Below are 19,331 nucleotides of genomic sequence, written 5' to 3' on the forward strand. Positions count from 1 at the left end.
AGAATCACATCCGGCGAGCCAGGGCTCGTTCGTGCATGAGGTTGGCTATCTGCAACGTGTAAGGGCGTAAAGTGTAAAAGCAGACCGCCACCCCATGAAGGGGTGGCGTCAGAGTCAGGCAGCTTCAATATACGGAGCCTTTGTAGGTGGCTCACGCTGAATATGTTCTAGCCCCAGCTCTTGGTATAAGGCGCGTAGACGAGCTTCTCGTTCGACACGAGCCTCAGTTTCGAGGGAAGAGGACTCACCTTCAGCCCAGAGCGCACAGTTCTCAAGGGTGCGGGCACCCAGGTCTAACGCTCGGAAGAGGGAGGTGAATGCACTGAACATAGTACGTAACATCTCACGCATGGTATTACTCCTATAGGTACTGGATTGACTCGAGTGGGGTTGTTCCCGTTACCCAAGCGGAGCGTGGCGTGATGAGGGAAAGAATGAAGGGGGGGGGGTGGTTTCGATTTCTTGGTTTAAGTGATTAGTACTTCAGTCGTAAGCATTTTTGAGTTTTCTCAGAATCCTGCGAGAAATACCAGGGCCCGGTGAAGATCATCGCCTGCGTGGAAGACCCGGCGGTGATCCGCCAGATTCTGGAACATTTGCGGAAGAAGGGGGCCGAAGATTTCCAGGCGCAGCTGCCGCCTGAGCGTGCCCCGCCGCAGATCGGGTTGTTTGATGAGGCCTGACTCAACATCAAGACGTAAATGAGAGTAAAAGGGAGAATTACAGCCTGCCAGGGACGGTGGTCGGACTGCTCTCGGCCTGGAAACGACTTGCGCACGATTTAGCCAGTATTGAAGAGGTATTTGCGTAGTATTGAAGAACGAATCCATCCGGTTCCATCAGAATTCTGGTCGATAAGCAGTCATTGTCCAATTCACGATCCGCCAAGCTGGACAGCCTCCCGGTTGAGATATACCTCTTGTCCTTCTATAAGCCGACAATGGTGTGTCTGAGCCGCTCCATTACCACTATCATAATTAGCTGCAGGTATCGATTGCGGAAAACTACGATATCCGTTGAACGCCGAGTCAGGCAGGCCGCGATAGGGGGCCGAAAAACCCCGGTATATTTCCGCATTCTTTCCGGTAAAGCCCGGGTCCTTACCATCGATGAGAGCGGGGAAAATGCCATGACGTGGCGCCAGTCCGCCGCTTAGCAGCAGCAACAGCGCTACATCCGGGCAGGGCCGATCGAACAGCCCCCCGTCTGCCAGTGGCCAAACCATTTGCGAATATCATCTGAATATTCAAATTCAGGATGGTGCAGCCATGTGTTCATGATTACCAGACGCTCGAAAAAGGTACTGACAAGTAAGAAAAGGCAAACTTACTGGTTGCTTCTTCGGCGTAATTGCAGGGTTGTGTATGAATCAAGCTCTTAGATGACGCCTGCGAGCAAAATTTAGCCCTATTAATCCCAAACTAAGGAGTGCCAGTAGCGAGGGCTCAGAAACTGATGCCTTTGCTTCAAAGGACCTTACAGCACCATTAAAAGCTATTTGAGTAACACCACTAGTTATTCCGCTTCCATACGAAACCGAAAAGTTCTCGAAGAAACTAAATCCTTGCAAGGAGATTTCTGGTGTTATTAAGAATTGGTTCAAATCCAGGATTCCAGTCGGTAGCGCACCTAGGGTCAGGTTAATCTGAAAATCTTTGCCAAGTAGTATCTTCTCCGTAACAGTAAAAATATCGAACGCACTTAGGCCATCCCACTCCAACTCTAATACCCCGGTTCGAAGATCGGCTGTACCATCTACCGTAAGGTTGCCGGGGGAGAGACCCGGGGCTATTGTGCCTCCGAGACCAAACAGGGCACCCTGAAGCGTGCCCCCATTACCGAATAGGAAAGTATTTGGATTGAGATCAAGGAACAAAGACTGAAATCTGGACCCTTGATTAAGTTCAATCCTTGCTGCTCCAGATCCATCTGATTCACCTGCCACGGTCCCTCCCCCAGCTCGTAGAGTTGAATTCTCAAGTCTTATAATTCCGAAACCACCTGAACTTCTTCCAAGGCTAATCTGATCCGCTACGTCAATAACCGTTTGATTGCTGTCACCGAAGTATCCCACCGCCGCAATAATCCCAGTACCTCCATTGGCACCAGCGTTTATATTCTCGAATTTAGTACTACCTCCATTGGTGACGTTGAGAAGTCCGGTTGAACCTGCACCCAACCCTGCGAAAACACTTTTCCCAGAAAAGTCGACCTCAGCCGAGCCAAGTGAACCGTTGCCTGTTACTGCAAGACCACCTTCTGAGCCGCCCTGACCTAGAACAGCAGCGACACTGCCACTGTAATTGGTGGATAATGTCGTTGGACCAGCCAAGGAGTTTACGATCACACCTCCTTCCACCCCATTGAAACCTATTCTCAATTGATCGTCAGTCAACCCATCTTCCGTGAAATCAACAGGGAAAACCGCGTCACGCGCGATGATTCCAGCCTGTGTTGCTGTACAGAAAGCCAAAGTCATTCCTACAAGGCCAATTTGCATATTTCTCTTTATTCGTGCCATTTAGTACTTTCCTCATTGAAATCACTCTTTGACGCAATTTGCGGGCCACATAATATGGAATTATAATTTCCTATTATATTAAGGAGTTATGGGAGGACAACTAACATGAAATCAAGTTTCATTACGGTTGTGCAAAGAAGATGTAAATTATTTCGACACAATAGCATTTTTGATACTTTCCCCTGACAAGCAAATAGAGTAGCCCTCTAGACATACACCAACTCTACCCTGCAGAGGTCTAATGGAACCGGACACTTTAATAAGCGACAATATTAGCGTAAATTGAGGTGTCACTATGACTCAGAAACGTACCAACCAACATTATCCAGTTCAGTTTAAGGAAGAGACCTACCCGGAGCTGATGAGACAGGTGCTGGGTATCGTTACCCGGGCGATCTCCACCCCCCTGGCCCAACAGGCCGGATTGTCCAGCAAGGAAGCCCCCACCGGGGCGGTCACCCTGATCCAGCGCTTCGGGTCTGCGCTCAACCTGAACATCCATTTCCACATGTTGTTTCTGGATGGGGTGTACGTACAGGATGAGGCGGGTCACTACGGTTTCCGCCACACACGCGCCCCCCAACCGTCGAGCAGCTTCACAATCTGCTGCAGCGCATCAGCCAGCGGGTGGCCCGCTTCCTGGAGCGGCGGGGCATCCTGGAGCGGGACGAGGACAACAGTTACCTGACCCTGGACGGCCTGGAGGAGGAAGACCCGCTGCAGGAAATCCACAGCCATTCGGTCACCTACCGGATCGCAGTAGGCCCGCAAAAGGGCCGCAAGGTTTTCACCCTGCAGGCCATTCCGCCACAACTGGAAGAATCACCGGGTAACGCCCGGGTGGCCACGCGATGTCGTCAAGGAAAGTTATAGAGATCGCCTTCTTTACCTCCACTACCAATTATCGACATAACCACTTTAAGTAATTCCGGATCGGAGTCAGTGACGATACTGGCAAGTCTGGCCATAGCGCCTCTGAGTAGTTCCTCAACTAACTCGTTCTGTTCATAAGCAGCGACAGCACCTTTGAGCAGAGTCGTGTAGGCCTCAGGGTTCTTCTCCCAGGTGTCTCTCAGCTGCCTACTGGATTTGGTTAAGCCAGCAGCCATGGCCAGCTTCCTGGACTGTTCTATGTCCCTGTGGCGAGCTTCGCCGTCTAAAAGTTCTTCGATGGTCATAGCTGCATGGAAAGAGGGTACGGTCATCGCATGGTTCTCCTGTCTGGAAAACCATAAAGCATGAGTTCATGATTAAAGCAGCACAAGTTTCCAACTGGTTGACAGAGAGGCTAGCTTGATCGTGGCACTGATGCGCAGTGGCCGGCTCATTATTCGTCAGCAGAAATGTGGGGGCGGGTGCTTTTCGATTGGCTTTAGGCCAAAAGTGGCGGAGTAGGGAGGCAGTATATTGCCTCCCACGCCAATTAGATTTATTCAACCTCAACGGTGCTAGCGCCGTCTGCAGCTCGCTTTACGGCCTGGGTTCCGTCTTTTGCTGCACTCTCTGACGAGTACGATTGAGAAGTAAGGATAATCTCACCATTCCCAGCTTTCAGTCTGAAATAGAATTTTTCATTCTTGCCCTCATAGACCTCGAACCGCTTATCATCCTGAGAGTTCTTCTTGACCGACTCAATTCCATTGCTAGCACCTGCTTTGGCTTTATAGCCCTCAGAGGATCCGACAGTTTCACCGTTTCCAGCTTTAAGTCTAAACCTGAACTCACCTGCTTTATCTTTATAAAGCTCAAATTTACCAGCCATACGTTAGTTCCTTTATTAGATTTGATTAAACTTAGCTATCAATCTGATGAACTTCGTGAAGTAGCCGCCAGGAGCCGCCACTTCTTTTGCAGCTCGGCTTTCATCAGCTATCAATCACACCGGACATTAGCTTTCGGGTCAAGCCTTGAGATTAATGCAGCCTTTTGCACTATCTCTAATTGATGGTCAGTCTGGTAGGAGTCGGAGTAAATATTAGCTCTCCCCCGTTTGGCCAGTAGGCGATGAAGAAGTCCACTATGATCGGCGCTCCAAAATAGCCTCTGACCAGAGTGAATTCATAAGTCTCTTCAATTACAGGGTTTGCGAACGTTTGCAGTTGGTTTAGATCACCATCGAAAGGAATGAGCTCACCAGCAGACGTCAAGTAGTAGAGGTTACCATCTAATACGGGGAGCAAGTAGATGCCTAACTCTTTACCGATGTGCTCAGCCTCGGGAGTGAGCGATATTGATATATCCACAAGGTCCTCAGTGCCTGCCTGCGTATAGAAAGGGCAACCATCATTCCTGGTCAAACCCATTGAGAAACGTGCTGTAGACTCCTCTCCGTTGAGGTAGAGGCCGTTCTGCGTAGGCCTTGTAGCATGGTGTAGATCATCACCCAGTATGGATTCAATGGCAGCAATCTCAGCCTCATCGAATTCCAAGCCATAGATACTCTTTACCTCTACCCAGTTTCTAACGTATTCGCAGTGATAGGTTGTATTGGGGGGCAGCCACTCAGCAGGGTCTCTTGCACCTTTGGAACTGTTCGTTCCGTCGTCCACAGCAATCAGCACATTCTTATTGATCATGTCATTGGCGAACGCTTGCTTCGCCTCATTCGTCCAGGCATAGGCTCCGCTATCGTGAGCCTCAGAAAGTGGAACAAAGTGATCGATGTCTACATCGCTCGGGTTAGTGAAGGTCAAGCCAGTATAGGGATCGTCCCAGAGTCCTTCATCGACAAAACATCCATCGGGCGACATGCTGACAGGCACGAGAGATTCGATAATGAGTACTTCGTGCCGAGTATTGATGCAATCTCCATCGATATCGGCCCACCCGCCAGGCATGTAATCGTCTCTGTCGTAGTCGTATGTAGGGCTTGGCTCTTCAACAGTAATCATTACTGTATGGCTGCCTTGTGCCCCTTCATCATCCGTGGCTTTGAAAGTAACGGCTGAGGCTCCATCGGGGAGTGGGAGACTCGGGGTCAGCCCCGTTGCTACAACAGCACTATTGACCAGCCATTCTGATGAGGTGATTGAACCATCATTGTCGGTAGCTGTTGCTGAGAAACTAACGACCTCGCCTGAAGCCCCATCCGAGTCCAGTATGGTTCTGTCACCTCCAGCTATAGCAACCACAGGCGGTTGATTGGGTGGCTCGACAGTAATGGTGACACTGGTAGTGGATGCCGCACCATCGTCGTCCGTGGCTCGAAAAGTGATTTCAACATTCCCGTCACCTAGCAGGATTGATGCTGAAAGCCCTGTGCTAACAATAGTCCCATTGACAATCCAGCCTGTAGAGGCGATCGAGCCGTCGCTATCTGTGGCAGTTGCCGTAAAACTGACTGATTCGCTTGGTGAGCCATCAGAATCAGGAATTGTTCGATTGCCTCCTAATATACTGACCTCAGGAAGTGAATTTGATTCTTGTGCTGCAATATAGGCCCGACCAACTTCTTTGGAGCTAAAGGACATCCCAGCGTAAGCACCATTGTGACAGTGGTACATACCAGTAGCTGTCTCATTATGGCAACCGTACGCGTCCAGGCCTCCTCCATGAGCGAATAACGAACTTGGAAGAGTGAGCAGTGCTATTACTAGGTATCTTGCCATGGGGGATTTGTGCCTGCCTTCGATGTGGTGGTGGAAAGAGATTGCCACGAAAACCAGGGGTATGACAATAGTAAGTAAATCTGCCCCCGTGCTTGCTTGGGGGCATACCTGGCGAGCAACTATCGAATTCTCCAGGGTACTTAGCCATATAGGCTATATGTGCGATTTTAACCCTATTTTAGAGGCGATATGGTGAGGTGTCACTCTTGATCACCTGCAAAGCTAAAACGCCCTGGAGGGGCTGGAATTTACCCTCTGTAGGCGAGAAACCGAGCTTCCTGGGGCAGGCTGTTACTACTGGAAACAGCATCAGAGATTAACGTCTCTAACGCTAACGGCAACATTGGCTGCTTTATTTGCGAATTGAATGTTATGTCGCTCTGTCCCCATACGATTTCCAGTCGGCATTTTCTATTAGCGTTGAATTCCACATGGGAATACTCTTGCAGCCTTCGATCTTTTTAAGAAGGCCAATAACGCTCTCCCTTAAATTTGGATGCATCCACGGGCTCAGAGTTATGCGAGTGATGGATGACAAATCAAATGGGATATCCAAATGCTCAGTTTCTTCTGATTTAGATTCCCAGAGTGCACGAAACTCTTTTTCATGTTTGTATGGAATTCTCTTGATAAAAGGTAGGTCTTCGGTTCTTGGATTTTTGCCCTCTAGCTCATCAAGCTTGAGATAGCGTACTTTCTTAAAGCTCACCCCGCTAGTTGCCCTGAGGGCTCTTTCCAGATCTTTGCCTCTAAAATAAACGCAGACACCTGAGGAACCAGAAGAAAATACACGCCAATGATGGTACGTTTCTGACTCTGCCGTAAAACAGAGGGCCAACACAGACTTCAGTTGCTTCTTTTCCTTATAAGTCGAGAGGAAATATGAGTCATTCTTGTCATCCCAAAACGAAGGGTCCAACAACGTCAGTTCTCGCTTAGTCAGTAATTGTACTAGCGAAGGTATGTCTGTGTATCGTTTGTAGCTTGCTTTACGTTGCATTGGTTTTCACTAGCGACATAATACAAGTAATAATAGAAGCAGCGCCGGATGCTTTTTTTTTGATTTCTCGCTAGGACGCAACATCACAAAACACGCCTGTTGTGACCATGGCCCAGTGCCCGGAATGAATTTCGATAAACCATATACTGGAACTACCTTCGATTAAATACCAATAATTAAAAGCCCCATCGCAAATGTTGTTATAGGCCAGCTCTTCCAATTCGATCGGTCTGTCTACCAATGAATCAATTCTTCTCTTGACGCTGCTCGGAAAAACTCTTCCGGTATGATAGAAAAATAAACCTTTCGCAATTTTAGATAATACGCGATCATATAGATTAACCGGTAATTCGAAAGCAATCCTGGTTTGCCTTTTCCCTGAAGCATCTTTCACTTCAACTTCACGAGTGGTGTCCAAGAATATATTTCTGAGTTTATTGTTACGTTTAAAGCTTTTTAGTCCGCCTTCCTTCCACATATCCCTTGATGCCGAAGTATTTCCTCCAACTTCTGCGCTAATATAGTTCCGTAGTTGTTCATCGTCTTCCGAGCTGCCATTGTTGCAACCAAAACAAGCAGGGACAGTGATCCTTTGGCCTTCTGCTCCCTTTAAAAGCACTTCGGCGGAACGTGTTCAACAGTTGTTGATGGGTTTACGCCACAAATAACACATGTCGAACTCTTTGGTGGCTGCATTTTGCGAATATAACGTCCCGTAATAATTTAACTCTTCTCACTCGATCTCATACATTGCTTTTTATGATTTTTTTAGAAAACTTGCGTCCCAAGAGGTATCAGTTGCTGCTGAAATACATTGAGCACTTAGTCCAGCCTCCAGCGAGTAGGATTGTAGGTTGTGGTTGAATTTACGAATACACTGTTTCCTATAGCTGTCTCATTTGCATTAGTTGTACTTGGGCCGGGAGTATACCCACTTTCTCTTTGCTCAGCAGTTGAATCAAGAATTTCCATAAATGTCATGCCACGCGCTAAGCACAGTTCAGCGGCTCTCAACATAGAAAATTCGGAAGCAGGCTCTAATGAGGTAAGTTCATTTCCTCGGAAGCGAACGTTAAAGAGATTTGGCTGCAGTTCTGTTTCCGTAAATCCGCCAGTGTTCCATATGTAGTATTGACTATAATCAGTCGCACAACTGGTTAGCATGGCTGCCATCACTATACTGATTAAAGCTCTCATGATTATCCCCGCCTAAACCAATCAACGTATTTCAAAATTCCGCAGTAACTAGATATTGCCCATTATTCAGCAAGTAAGCTGGTATGGGGGTGCTAAAGAAATATCGAAAGGCGGAAATAATTCCCTTGTTAGTACCTATTTGGCGCTCAACATATACTGCTTTAGTATCAAATTCAATCGGTTGCAAGGTGTATGCCTACGGGGTAAGCCAATACTTCTGGCACAAGTTCTCCTGGCGCTCAGACGTCGCCACCGAGTGCAGCTACCCAGGCTGGACCATTGGAGAATTGAAGATATCCGAGTAATTCAACAGGTGGGCAGGGTGGCTCGACGACACACCCGCCGGTGCCCCAAGGCGAAGCGCAGCGTAGCCGCAGGAGGCAAGTAGGCGGGTGTGGAGGAGGGGTATATTAATTGTAATAGCTCAGCCTTGACCAAACAGGCAGGGTCCGAATTTCTTCTTAAAGCGGTCATACGCAACTATGAAATCCCGCCTTTTATTTAGTCTCAGATCGGCTAGGAGCGGATGTCTCGGGCTGGTATCTCAAAGTCTGCTTTCACCTCAGGCTTTGTGAAAATTCTGAGCAAAATAAAAATATGTTAACTAGAGTGCTCTTCTTTATCTTTTACAACGCAATTTTGACCAAATATCGCACTCTCATGCGCGTTTTTGGAAGATTTCTGTTGTCCAAAATAGTTTTCACACAGCCTGGCCTGATTTGAGACATCGAAGCCAGAGTAAATCTGCCGCTGTTTAAGTCCGCTTCGTGCCACTTTACGTCATCGTATGAATGTCAAGATTCTTTACATTGCTCGACAAATTGTAAGCTTAGTGGATAACAGCCCCACAGCTATTGCTTTCATTTGTGTGGGCTGTATCTTGCCTGTAAGACTTGGTGTCACAAAAATGAATAACCGGAGAAGCCAAATGCTTAAACTCATTGGTCGATTGGTGGTGCTGGCTTGTGCAGGCTTGGCTGGGGCCGCGCACGCTTCGGTCATCTTCTATACAGACCGAACGAGTTTTGAGACCGCACTCTCGTCGTACACATTGATTGACTTTGAGGGAATCGTGGCAGACATCGGCACAACAGTAAATCCATCAACCCTCGTCGAGGTCATTGGAGGAGTCACATTCAGCGTTTCATCTGGCGCTATTGCGGTGTCAGGGAAGAACGGACAGTTCATGCAGGATGCACCTTTTAACTCCGCAATTCTCTTTTCGAATAACTCGACACCCATTACGGCCGACCTGACCAGTGCCGGGCCGGGATTTACTGCCGTTGGCGCATTCTTCGGTAACATTCATGATGCAGGGGACACAGCGGTACTCACACTTCTTGGCTCGAACGGCATATTGGATATCAGAACCATTGTCGCTGCGGATATGGGTGCCGGTACCCCTTCAAATTATTTCGGGTGGACGGTGTTCGGAGACATCATCACCGGCGTGAAATATGACCTAATTGGTGGATTTGTGAACACCGGCGACTTTGATGGCATTGACGACTTTGTTTTTGGTATCGCATCCGCTACGCCGGCACCGGCACCCGCCACCATCGCCCTGTTCGGCCTTGGACTTGCTGGCCTTGGTTGGTCAAGACGTAAAGCAGCGTAAAACTATCGGAATACTGGCACCGCTAGGTGCGAGCTTTATTTTGTCTGTAAGTTGTAGGTGCGCATGACTCAAATGCGTCGAAAGTGGTTGTGTGGCAGAAGTGGCTATGTGGCCGCCTGTGGAAAGCTTACACTCTCGCCGGTCGGCGAGCAGCACAGAGGAGGTGCGCGTAGCGCAGCGACGATGTGTGCTGGTCCTCGGGCGGTGATCACTTCGGTGCAAGACTATTATTAAGAATTAGAAAAGCTGCTGGCTTCTGTGAGGTCAGCAGCTATGCCTACCGACTGAAAGACAGGATCTGGTGTAGCTGAGAAACCGCTGCTTTAACTGGTTTCGGCGGGAGCATGCGGATCACCAAAAAGAGAGTCTTTCTTCACTGGCCTGGGCGAGGGTAGTGCTTCCTGGCAGATAAGAAAAAAGGGGGGGGCGCAATTAATATTTGTAGTAGCTCAGGCTTGGCGTTTCGTCTCAGGTCCGCTAAAAGCGGAAGTAGCATTGAGTCTACCAAAGGTCAGCTTCCGGCTTCAAAGGAGTCTTAGATGGGTTCGCAGGTTATGTCTGTTTTAAGGTAATCAATAGCTATCAATAGCATATTTTATCAATATAAATAATTGGGCTCGTGATAAGCATAGTAAAAAAGCTGTTCAGGAGATAGGTTTCGTATTCTTCATTTGGACCACTAATCTTCCGAAGAACCTATGTACAAACAAGTCGCTGCAAATTGAACATTACCTAAACCGCCGCCTGACGCTCTATAGACTTCAGTTATAGAGACACTATGCGCGTCCGGGCAATACCAGTTACGAACAGTATCATTGATGTTTGGTTGGTGACCGCCGTCACCAGTCATAACCGAATACCAATCTCGGAAATCTCCTGCTGGATTTACAAGGCCCCTTTCGCCAGAATGGACATAGAAGAAGTGATGGGAAACACTTGCACTTGCGATATCTTCATTGAGCCTATCAATGGTGTTGCTCAACACTGAATTGCTTGACTCTAAAGACTCAATTTGTTGTTTTGCCTCTGATTGCCGTGTTGGTCCAAAAATCGTTTCCTCATTAACCGATACTACGTACGGCGAATCAATGTTGTTAGCAATCATAATTGTGTCGAAAGGGTAGTATTCATTTCCCAATGAAATTTCAGCTTTCTGCTGACAGACAATATTGAAATTGTTCACTACTGGCACAAATGACCCAGTGCTCAACTGGACGGGCCTTCTATTTTGTCGAGATATTTGACAAGAAAATGTATTCGACGTTACACCCTGAATCGAGAAGTTCGTTTCTGTGCTCGTAAGTCCAAAGTGAAATATTACACTTCCAGGAGCTTTTTCATGAGTAATAACTACATTTCCTCTCCTTGAAATTTGAATGCACTGATTCAAATTTTTCTGTGCCTCTATTACTGGATTTGAAGTGAAATTATATTCGTATCCAAAGAGGCTTTCGTCTTCTTCATATGCTCTACAAAACGATTCTTGATCATTGGCGTTTCTATCAGCGGTCCAATTTTCTACTACAGGAACATTGCCAATCAATGCGGACAACTCTGCTCCGAATGAAGTGGAATTGCTACTCGAACTATTACTACAATGATTTTGATAAACCGTTCTTAAGGACAAAACCAATCGTGTTCTTTGGTCTACGGCAATCATATTGTTATTGTAAGCTTGTACGCAAAGCGCTTCTGGTGAGGGGGGCTGAGCCCATGTTCGTGCAGTAATTAGGGCAAGGAACACAACTACTAAGTAGCGCATAGTGAATACCTTTCAGCTAAAGAAATTTTCTAGACATAGTATGCGAATAGTATAAACCCCCTTTTTTTAGGGAATCAATAAAATTATGGTCGCATTTGTTCGAAAATAGTTAATGCTGGATAGGGGCCAATATACAGTAACAAAAATTGCCGGAATCAAAAGCTAAATATCCAATAGCGGACATAACCTTTGTTCGTAACTACTATCGATTCGGGTTTATTTGCTGCCGGTCTCTGGCCCACCCTTGAACGTCGGCTTTGATGATAGCGGAAGTAGCTTTAGGCTGCCTCTATTGCCGAAATCGGCTTCATAACGGTCATTTGACCAATTTGACTTTCTCGAAAACAGGAGCTCGAATTGGCCAAATAACCGCTGTTGCAAGCCACGAAACTGTCACACTTAGAAGAAGTACAAATCCCTCGGCTAATTCCCAAGAGACGATATTTGGGGAGAAAAGTACCCAAACAGTAATCAAATTAGCATTTAGCACTGTCAATGCGACCGCTAAAAATGAAATCACAGCACAGACTATTACCGCAATGTAGCCTGGAGAACGTAAGTATCTGTATGCCAAACAAATTGCTGCTAGTTGCAGCATGGCTTGCAGATAAACTACGCGGAAAATTACCTGATATCCGCCAACGGCAGCAGCACTAGAAATGGAAAAGCCCTTAACAAAGAAGGCATGCGAGGAGAACATTAAACCGTAAATGGCTACGTCTAGTACAGTGAGGGTAAATGCAAACAGTAGGATCGGCATAAACTGGATAGATATCCTCCTCTGCTGCCTTCTGGCCGAAATGGGTTTAAAAGCGGACGTCGAGGCCATTTTAGCCTAATGTCGCAGAATAGGCGAAAGCCGACATTGACGCGATTCGGTTGGAAGACTGTAAGCGTCCGGCTATCTCACCTTGCTATTCCGGCTGCCAGTTATGTGGCAACAGCGGCTGGCCTTCTGAGTCGGCAGTCTGGTCAAGACATCTCTGAGATAAGCATAGGGGTCAAGCCCATTCATTCGAGCTGACTGTATCAGGCTCATGACAGCAGCGGCACGCTGGCCACTGCGCAGCGAGCCGGCGAATAACCAGTTGGAACGACCCAAGGCCCACGGGCGGATCTGATTCTCGACCCAGTTGTTGTCGATAGGCACCGCACCATCTTCCAGATAACGGGTCAAGGCACGCCAACGCCTCAGGCTGTAATCAATGGCTCTGGCCGTAGCCGACCCCTCCGGTACCTTTTGCCGCTGCGCCACCAGCCAGGCATGGAAGTTCTCCAGCAGTGGGCCGGCCCGTTGTTGGCGCAACCGACAACGCTGAGTGTCATCCAACTCCCTGGCCTGGCGCTCGATCTCGTACAACTGACCGATACTATTCAACGCACTGGCCGCCAGGGTGCTCTTGTTGGTAGCGTGCAGCTCAAAGAACTTGCGCCTGGCGTGGGCCATACAGCCGATCTCGGTGACGCCCCGGCCGAAGCCAGCCTTGTAACCACTGTAATCGTCACACACCAGCTTGCCCTGCCACTCGCCAAGGAAGGTGCGGGCATGTTCTCCGGCACGGCTCGGGGCGAAATCATAGACCACCGCCCGGGTCTCCGCATAGGGTGTGGTGCAGTAGGCCCAGATGTAGGCGCGATGGGTTTTCTTCTTGCCCGGCGACAGCATCGGCACCGGCGTCTCATCGGCATGAACCACCGGGTGGCTCAGGATAGTCTCACGCAAGGCATCCGCCAGTGGCTGCAACTCAACACCGCAGCGGCCCACCCATTAGGCCAGCGTGGATCGAGGAATACCCAGCCCGGCACGTTCGAAGATACTCTCCTGCCGGTACAACGGCAGATGGTCGGCGTACTTGGCAACCAACACCTGCGCCAGCAGGCCGGTCGTCGGTATACCCTTATCGATCACGTGCGGTGGTACTGGTGCCTGGACCAGCGTTTCGCAGTCTTTACACACCCATTTGCCTCGGACGTGTCGTTCGACGGTAAACTCACCGGGCGTATAGTCCAGCTTCTTTGCAAGCTGCTACGATCTTGTGTTTGAAATCCGGGGAAAACCTTCGACGCTTAATAGGTGTGGCGAATACGCTTAACTCGTTCATGAGAGTGTCCACTTAAAAATAGGTGGACACTATCGGTAGATCAGGTTTCATAAACAAGATGGGTTTGCCGGACGCTTACGACTTGATAGGCTTCATAGGTTATTTAGGTTATTTCTCATCATGCGAAAATGTGACTAACCCCTTACAGGTATACTTTTTCAAAACTCCCTTGTGTTGAAATTAACCTATAAAACCTAAATAACCTATAAATTCCCTCCTGCCATTAGAGAGCTGCCAGGTGCAGAATAGGTGAATTGCCTGGGCACAAGCATGTGGAGTGCAGTTTGCCGAGTGCAGTTAGCATATCGGGTGTCGCCTTCTCATTTTGTGTAAATCTATTAAGTTAGTATATAGGTATAGATCTCCTCAAAACTTCTAACCAACTGTTTTTCTGAAATTTTCTGATTCTTTAGTGTATCGCTGGGGATAGAACAATCATCATGCCCAGCATGAGTTACAGTATCGGCTATGTATCGGTTTCATCGCATATTGCTTAGCTTATAGGTATGGCGATTTTTGATTCTGGGCTGCACCGAAGTCTTCCAGAAGTCTCGTTAAACCCATCCCAACCTTCTGTAATAACTGCATATTTCAAAATAATTGCACGAATATGCAAAAAGTTCAGAAAAGTCCCACAACGTATCGTACCTTCTCAGATGTTATTTTTTAACCTGATGAGGAGTTACTTTTATGTGTGCGTCACAATGCGAGGAATTCTGGGATCTGGCTGACTTTTTCCCATTCGAAGATGCAATCCACCACTGGTGTAATGGAAGCCAAAAGTGTTTGCAGGCTCGAGCTGCTGCACTGCTCACAGCACTTGATAGAGGCGAAGTAAAGTATCGACGTGCTGACGGAAATGATTTCCCCGACTCCGTATACGAACTTAAACGCCGTCAATTGTTACTCGTCGAGAGGGAGAGCTTTCTTGATTGGGCGAAGAAAGTGAGTAACGAAATTGAAAGGTCATCATTGCAGAGGAATGTGGCTATCTCGCCGAAAACTGAAGCTAACTATCTACGTATTCTGGGCGCCTGTGCAGAACTCATATTGGAAACTGAGTATGGTGACGGGAAAAAATATTCTCCGTTCACTACTCAGACTGATTTAATTGAAAAGTTAACCATCCTCGGCAAAGGAGTTCCGGGTTTATCTGAGAGGAACCTTCAGGCGAAATTCGCAGAGGCTCGGCGGGAATTTGAAGCTGCCAAAGAAGATCGCTGACTAAAGTCATGGTGGAACGCCATACCGCAACTGCGACGATTTAAACCGCAGTTGCGATGCACAATTAGGGGGAGGCCTACAAAATCAGAAACCATGTTCAATGCATATTCAAGAGGTGTATACATGGTTACTGCGATTCACAAACTTCCCACAGTCATCAATAAATATCAAAAGTCCCGAAGCGCCTTATATAGAGACATAGCATTGGGACTTTTCATGAAACCAGTCTCTCTTGGTGCCAGGGCAGTGGGTTGGCCCTCCGATGAGGTTGATTCGGTAATATCCGCAAGGATTGCTGGCAAAAGTGAGAAAGAGATAAAGGTACTTGTTAAATCCCTCGAGGCTGCTCGGCAAGAGCGATCTCAAGGAGGCGGGTATCTATGACGTACAATTCAGCGGCAACTGTTCCGAGTGACCAAACTTCGCAGATAGATAGCAATCTAGCGGTTACAAATAATGAATTTCTGGATGCGATATTCTCCGACTTACCTGAGAAAATACGGCCAATCGTTGTAAGTTTTTCCGGCAATCCGGGCAAGGTCCCTGGTAGCGCTTGGCGAGGGTTCAGTTGGAAAAAGGATCACCCAGATCCTACCAGTGATTGCAATAATTACTTTTCAATCTCTGCGTTTCAGGTTAATGCTGATGGCACATATCGCCGAAAAAAGAACCAGTTTTATGGTTGTTACTGCATAATACTAGACGATATTGGAGAAAAGGTAGAAATCGACAATATAAAACTTGAACCTAGTTGGCGTATAGAAACGTCACTAGGGAATTACCACTTTGGATACATACTCGATAGCCCGATTACGGACATCTCCATCGCTGATCAGCTAGTGAAGGCAATTATAAATGCCGGTTTGAGTGATCCAGGTGCAACTGGCCCTGCATCCAGATTAGCTCGGCTTCCAGTTGCAGTGAATGGTAAATATGACCCCAACTTTAAGTGCCGTTTAGATAGCTGGCAACCAGATAAGCGCTATACGGTGGATGAGCTTGTTAAAGGTTTAGATGTCATTACTTCATCTGTCACAACTAAGATAAAGTCTGCAAAAGGGCAGGGCGCTGCGGTTCTATCAGTAGTCCCACAAGCCAAAGGAAGTGATGTGTGGACACCTCGGCCAGCGTCCAATCCTCTGGTCGAAATATTCAAGCAGAATGGGCTCTATAAATCTCTGCTTCAAGATGGAAAGCACGACATTACTTGCCCCTGGGTCAGCGAACACACAAATGCTGTGGATTCCGGCACAGCCTATTTTGAACCAGTTGATGAATACCCCCTGGGAGGGTTCAATTGTTTACACGGCCATTGTGTGGATAGAAACATTCATGATTTGTTAGCGATATACAATGTGCCAGAAGCCTCTGCACGAATGAAATCAGTCATCCTGGCCATCGAAGGAAAACTTGATCGAGTTGTCGATGGAGCAGAGCGAGTATTGTCAGAGCAGGGGAATTACTACCAGCGCAGTGGTCGCATTGTAACGCTTCAGCCAAATCCCAATACACGCGAGATGGAGATGGCGCAGGTTAGCGAGGAGAGATTAACATTAGCGCTGTCTAGGTCGGCTGAATGGCTGCGGCTCATCAAAAGTGGGAAAGAGGATATATGGGTAAGTATCGACCCAGCACCTAAATACGTAAAAGCTCTTCATAGGTGTGGCCATTATCGCCATTTGCCCGTATTGAAGGGGGTATCTTACCAACCCTTTTTCAGGGATGACTTAAGTTTGGTTTGTTCATCTGGCTATGATAACGCAAGCCAAATGTACGGAGCTTTCGATCCGGCAGAATTTGCAATTCCTGAAAACCCGTCAGAAGAAGATGCACGCTTAGCGCTAGAAAAGCTTACCGGTCTACTTGACGAATTTGAGTTTTCTACAGAGATTGATAGAGCTGGTGCATTATGTGCCATTCTGACAGCGGTCATACGGCCGGGTCTTCCATCAGCGCCTATGTTCCACGTCATGGCGCATGTACCCGGCTCAGGTAAAAGTTATCTTTGTGCATTGATCTCTGCTTTAGCGTCTGCTGCTCCAGGGCAGCCTACATCGTATCCTGACAATGACAACGAATGTTCAAAGCAGCTACTAGCGCTGCTCCTAAGCGCTCCACCTGTCGTTGAATTTGATAACGTTACGACTGATCTATATGCCCACAAAAGCCTTTGCAGCGCACTTACCTCCGGGTACACCACAGGACGGGTGCTCGGAAAATCAGAAACGGCATCAGTAAGTACGAGGGCGCTATTTTTATCCAGTGGCAACAATGTCGGCCCAGTGAAGGATATGATGCGTCGTTGCTTGACTATAGGTCTTAGCTGCAAAGGAGAGCATCCGGCTCAGCGTGAATTTAAGAATCCAAATCTACTGAGGGAGTTGAAAGGGAGGAGGGGATTCTATGTGAGCGCCGCACTAACAGTAATCAGGGCTTGGATAGCGGCAGGAAAGCCTGGGCAAGGAATCAGAAATCTTGCTGGATATGAAGAATGGTCTTCGCTATGCAGGCAGCCATTAGTATGGCTTGAATGTACCGATCCGGTTGAGAATATGTTTCTCAATATGCACCAGGATCCCGAGAAGGAGTTATTGGCTAAACTTTTAAACCTACTTAGTGATATAGCCGGCGATAGAGCAATGAAAGTGAAAGAGTTATTAGAATTTGCTAAAACTTCTGGCTCCCAGGCGAAAGAATTGTCCGAGTTACTTGAGGAAATAGCCATCGACGATAGGGGTAATATTAGTAGTCGAAGGTTAGGTCGATGGATCGCCAGACAAGAGGGGCGTACTGTAAGTAATAAATACCTTGTCCGAACGACTACCAATGGGCCTGTAGCCTCCTGGGCGGTTAGGGAGAGACTTTAAGTGTAGTAGTTGTTGATTTGCATTTAAAACTGACCGGGTTCGGGGAGACTGTAAATTAAATTGTGTAACTGCTCATGCCTTCGTAACCTATGAAGGAGAATATCATGAGCGAAGCGATGAACGAACAAGACCTAGAGAACCTAAAAGCTCAGGTTACCAAGTTGGCCAAAGGCCTGAAGTCCGAAAGTGACCTGAATGATTGACCCAAAACCTTGTCAAGATGACGGTCGAAGCAGCCTTAGGTGCTGAACTGGATGAGCACCTGGGCTATGACAAGCATGATCCTGCGGGTCGCGGAAGTGGCAACAGTCGTAATGGCTCCACTCCTAAACGTCTGAAAGGTCAGCACGGCGAAGTCGAGATCACCTCGCCCCGTGACAGGGCCGGTACCTTCGATCCGCAATTTGTCCGCAAGGGCCAAACCCGCCTGACCCAGATGGATGACCAGATTTTGGCGCTCTATGCCAAGGGCCTGAGCACCCGTGATATCGTCGATGCGTTCCGGGAGATGTATGGCGCCGAGGTGTCAGCAGCTCTGATCTCGAAGGTTACCGATCGGGTGTTAGAGGCGGTCACCGAATGGCAGAGTCGGCCCCTCGATCCGATCTATCCGATCGTTTACCTGGACTGCATCGTGCTGAAAATCCGCCAAAACAAGCGGGTCATCAACAAATCCATGTACGTGGCTCTGGGCATCAACATGGAAGGCCAGAAGGAACTGCTGGGCCTGTGGCTGGCCGAGACGGAAGGGGCGACTTTCTGGCTATCGGTGCTGACAGAACTCAAGAATCGGGGCCTGCAGGACATGCTGATTGCCTTTGTGGACGGCCTGAAGGGCTTTCCGGATGCGATTGCTGCCGAGTATCCGCAGACCAAGATCCAGCTGTGCATTGTGCACATGGTGCGTAACTCGCTGAAATACGTGACTTGGAAGGACTACAAGGCCGTGACCGCCGATCTGAAGGCCATCTACTAGGCGTCGACCGAAACCGCTGCCCAGGTTGAGTTGGAACGCTTTGAGCAGCAATGGAACGGCAAGTATCCGCAGATCAGCAAATCCTGGCGCAATCACTGGCCTAATCTGATTACGCTGTTCGAATACCCGGAGGAAATCCGGAAAGTGATCTATACTACCAACGCCATCGAATCACTGAACAGTGTCATCCACAAAGCGACCAAACAGCGGAAAATCTTTCCGACCGATGATTCCGCGATGAAGGTGGTTTATCTGGCGATGCAGTCCGCATCCAAGAAATGGACTATGCCAATCCGGAACTGGAAGCCGGCTCTGAACCGATTTATGATCGACTTTGGCGATCGGGTAGCCGATTACCAATGACAACCGGCAAGAGCGGTTGCACAGAATTATTTACAGGGTCGGTTCGGGTCAAATTTGAGTTCAAATCAACACCGTACCCCAATCCTGACGGAC

Annotated in this window: 17 protein-coding genes and 2 pseudogenes; 7 read left to right on the forward strand and 12 right to left on the reverse strand. The window is 48.1% G+C overall.

All coding sequences use genetic code 11. The annotated features are described in order from the left end of the window. Positions 1–539: 539 nt before the first annotated feature. A complete protein-coding gene (locus R3F50_17030; protein MEZ5491993.1) occupies positions 540–683 on the forward strand; it encodes a hypothetical protein in 144 nt (47 codons plus the stop codon). A 191-nt stretch (positions 684–874) separates the two neighbouring features. Here the strand turns inward: R3F50_17030 and R3F50_17035 are convergent, their stop codons facing one another. The 3 genes from R3F50_17035 to R3F50_17045 all read right to left on the reverse strand — a co-directional run bounded on the left by R3F50_17035 (position 875) and on the right by R3F50_17045 (position 3,089). Beyond that, on the reverse strand, positions 875–1,225 hold the full coding sequence (locus R3F50_17035; protein ID MEZ5491994.1) for a hypothetical protein: 351 nt from the start codon (positions 1,223–1,225) through the stop codon (positions 875–877). 144 nt (positions 1,226–1,369) lie between these two features. Then, on the reverse strand, positions 1,370–2,521 hold the full coding sequence (locus R3F50_17040) for a hypothetical protein (protein ID MEZ5491995.1): 1,152 nt from the start codon (positions 2,519–2,521) through the stop codon (positions 1,370–1,372). Positions 2,522–2,777: 256 nt separating this feature from the next. After that, a complete protein-coding gene (locus R3F50_17045; protein MEZ5491996.1) occupies positions 2,778–3,089 on the reverse strand; it encodes a hypothetical protein in 312 nt (103 codons plus the stop codon). A gap of 59 nt (positions 3,090–3,148) precedes the next feature. Here R3F50_17045 and R3F50_17050 point away from each other — a divergent pair, with 59 nt between their 5' ends. After that, on the forward strand, positions 3,149–3,394 hold the full coding sequence (locus R3F50_17050) for a hypothetical protein (GenBank protein MEZ5491997.1): 246 nt from the start codon (positions 3,149–3,151) through the stop codon (positions 3,392–3,394). Here the strand turns inward: R3F50_17050 and R3F50_17055 are convergent. From R3F50_17055 to R3F50_17080, 6 genes are all read right to left on the reverse strand, one after another. Beyond that, a complete protein-coding gene (locus R3F50_17055; GenBank protein MEZ5491998.1) occupies positions 3,379–3,726 on the reverse strand; it encodes a hypothetical protein in 348 nt (115 codons plus the stop codon). The two genes, R3F50_17050 and R3F50_17055, sit on opposite strands and share 16 nt — an antisense overlap. A 224-nt stretch (positions 3,727–3,950) precedes the next feature. After that, on the reverse strand, positions 3,951–4,283 hold the full coding sequence (locus tag R3F50_17060) for a YegP family protein (protein MEZ5491999.1): 333 nt from the start codon (positions 4,281–4,283) through the stop codon (positions 3,951–3,953). 175 nt (positions 4,284–4,458) lie between these two features. Beyond that, positions 4,459–5,991: a DUF1524 domain-containing protein gene (locus tag R3F50_17065; GenBank protein MEZ5492000.1), complete on the reverse strand. Its 1,533-nt coding sequence runs from the start codon at positions 5,989–5,991 to the stop codon at positions 4,459–4,461. Positions 5,992–6,499: 508 nt separating this feature from the next. Beyond that, positions 6,500–7,129, reverse strand: coding sequence for a DUF2971 domain-containing protein (locus R3F50_17070; protein ID MEZ5492001.1), 630 nt, complete (start codon positions 7,127–7,129; stop codon positions 6,500–6,502). A 70-nt stretch (positions 7,130–7,199) separates the two neighbouring features. After that, positions 7,200–7,748, reverse strand: coding sequence for a hypothetical protein (locus R3F50_17075; GenBank protein ID MEZ5492002.1), 549 nt, complete (start codon positions 7,746–7,748; stop codon positions 7,200–7,202). Positions 7,749–7,951: 203 nt separating this feature from the next. Continuing rightward, complete coding sequence (locus R3F50_17080; protein ID MEZ5492003.1) at positions 7,952–8,326, reverse strand: hypothetical protein; 375 nt, start codon at positions 8,324–8,326, stop codon at positions 7,952–7,954. Between the two features lie 928 nt (positions 8,327–9,254). On the opposite strand from R3F50_17080, the gene R3F50_17085 reads away from it, so the two are divergent. Next, entirely contained in the window at positions 9,255–9,944 is a 690-nt protein-coding gene (locus tag R3F50_17085; protein ID MEZ5492004.1) for a PEP-CTERM sorting domain-containing protein, read from the forward strand. Positions 9,945–10,623: 679 nt separating this feature from the next. Here the strand turns inward: R3F50_17085 and R3F50_17090 are convergent. The 3 genes and pseudogenes from R3F50_17090 to R3F50_17100 form a co-directional block, all read right to left on the reverse strand. Next, on the reverse strand, positions 10,624–11,706 hold the full coding sequence (locus R3F50_17090) for a hypothetical protein (GenBank protein MEZ5492005.1): 1,083 nt from the start codon (positions 11,704–11,706) through the stop codon (positions 10,624–10,626). A gap of 316 nt (positions 11,707–12,022) precedes the next feature. Beyond that, complete coding sequence (locus R3F50_17095; GenBank protein MEZ5492006.1) at positions 12,023–12,466, reverse strand: hypothetical protein; 444 nt, start codon at positions 12,464–12,466, stop codon at positions 12,023–12,025. Between the two features lie 154 nt (positions 12,467–12,620). Continuing rightward, a pseudogene (locus R3F50_17100) lies at positions 12,621–13,729 on the reverse strand (IS66 family transposase). A gap of 769 nt (positions 13,730–14,498) precedes the next feature. Here R3F50_17100 and R3F50_17105 point away from each other — a divergent pair. The 4 genes and pseudogenes from R3F50_17105 (at position 14,499) to R3F50_17120 (ending at position 19,238) form a co-directional block, all read left to right on the forward strand. Continuing rightward, positions 14,499–15,032, forward strand: coding sequence for a hypothetical protein (locus tag R3F50_17105; protein ID MEZ5492007.1), 534 nt, complete (start codon positions 14,499–14,501; stop codon positions 15,030–15,032). A gap of 123 nt (positions 15,033–15,155) precedes the next feature. Beyond that, entirely contained in the window at positions 15,156–15,416 is a 261-nt protein-coding gene (locus R3F50_17110) for an AlpA family phage regulatory protein (GenBank protein ID MEZ5492008.1), read from the forward strand. After that, complete coding sequence (locus R3F50_17115; protein ID MEZ5492009.1) at positions 15,413–17,899, forward strand: hypothetical protein; 2,487 nt, start codon at positions 15,413–15,415, stop codon at positions 17,897–17,899. Before R3F50_17110 ends, R3F50_17115 begins: the two co-directional genes overlap by 4 nt. A 116-nt stretch (positions 17,900–18,015) precedes the next feature. Further along, a pseudogene (locus R3F50_17120) lies at positions 18,016–19,238 on the forward strand (IS256 family transposase). Positions 19,239–19,331: the final 93 nt, after the last annotated feature.

Source organism: Gammaproteobacteria bacterium, assembly GCA_041395725.1.
GTDB lineage: Bacteria > Pseudomonadota > Gammaproteobacteria > Pseudomonadales > Pseudohongiellaceae > NORP240.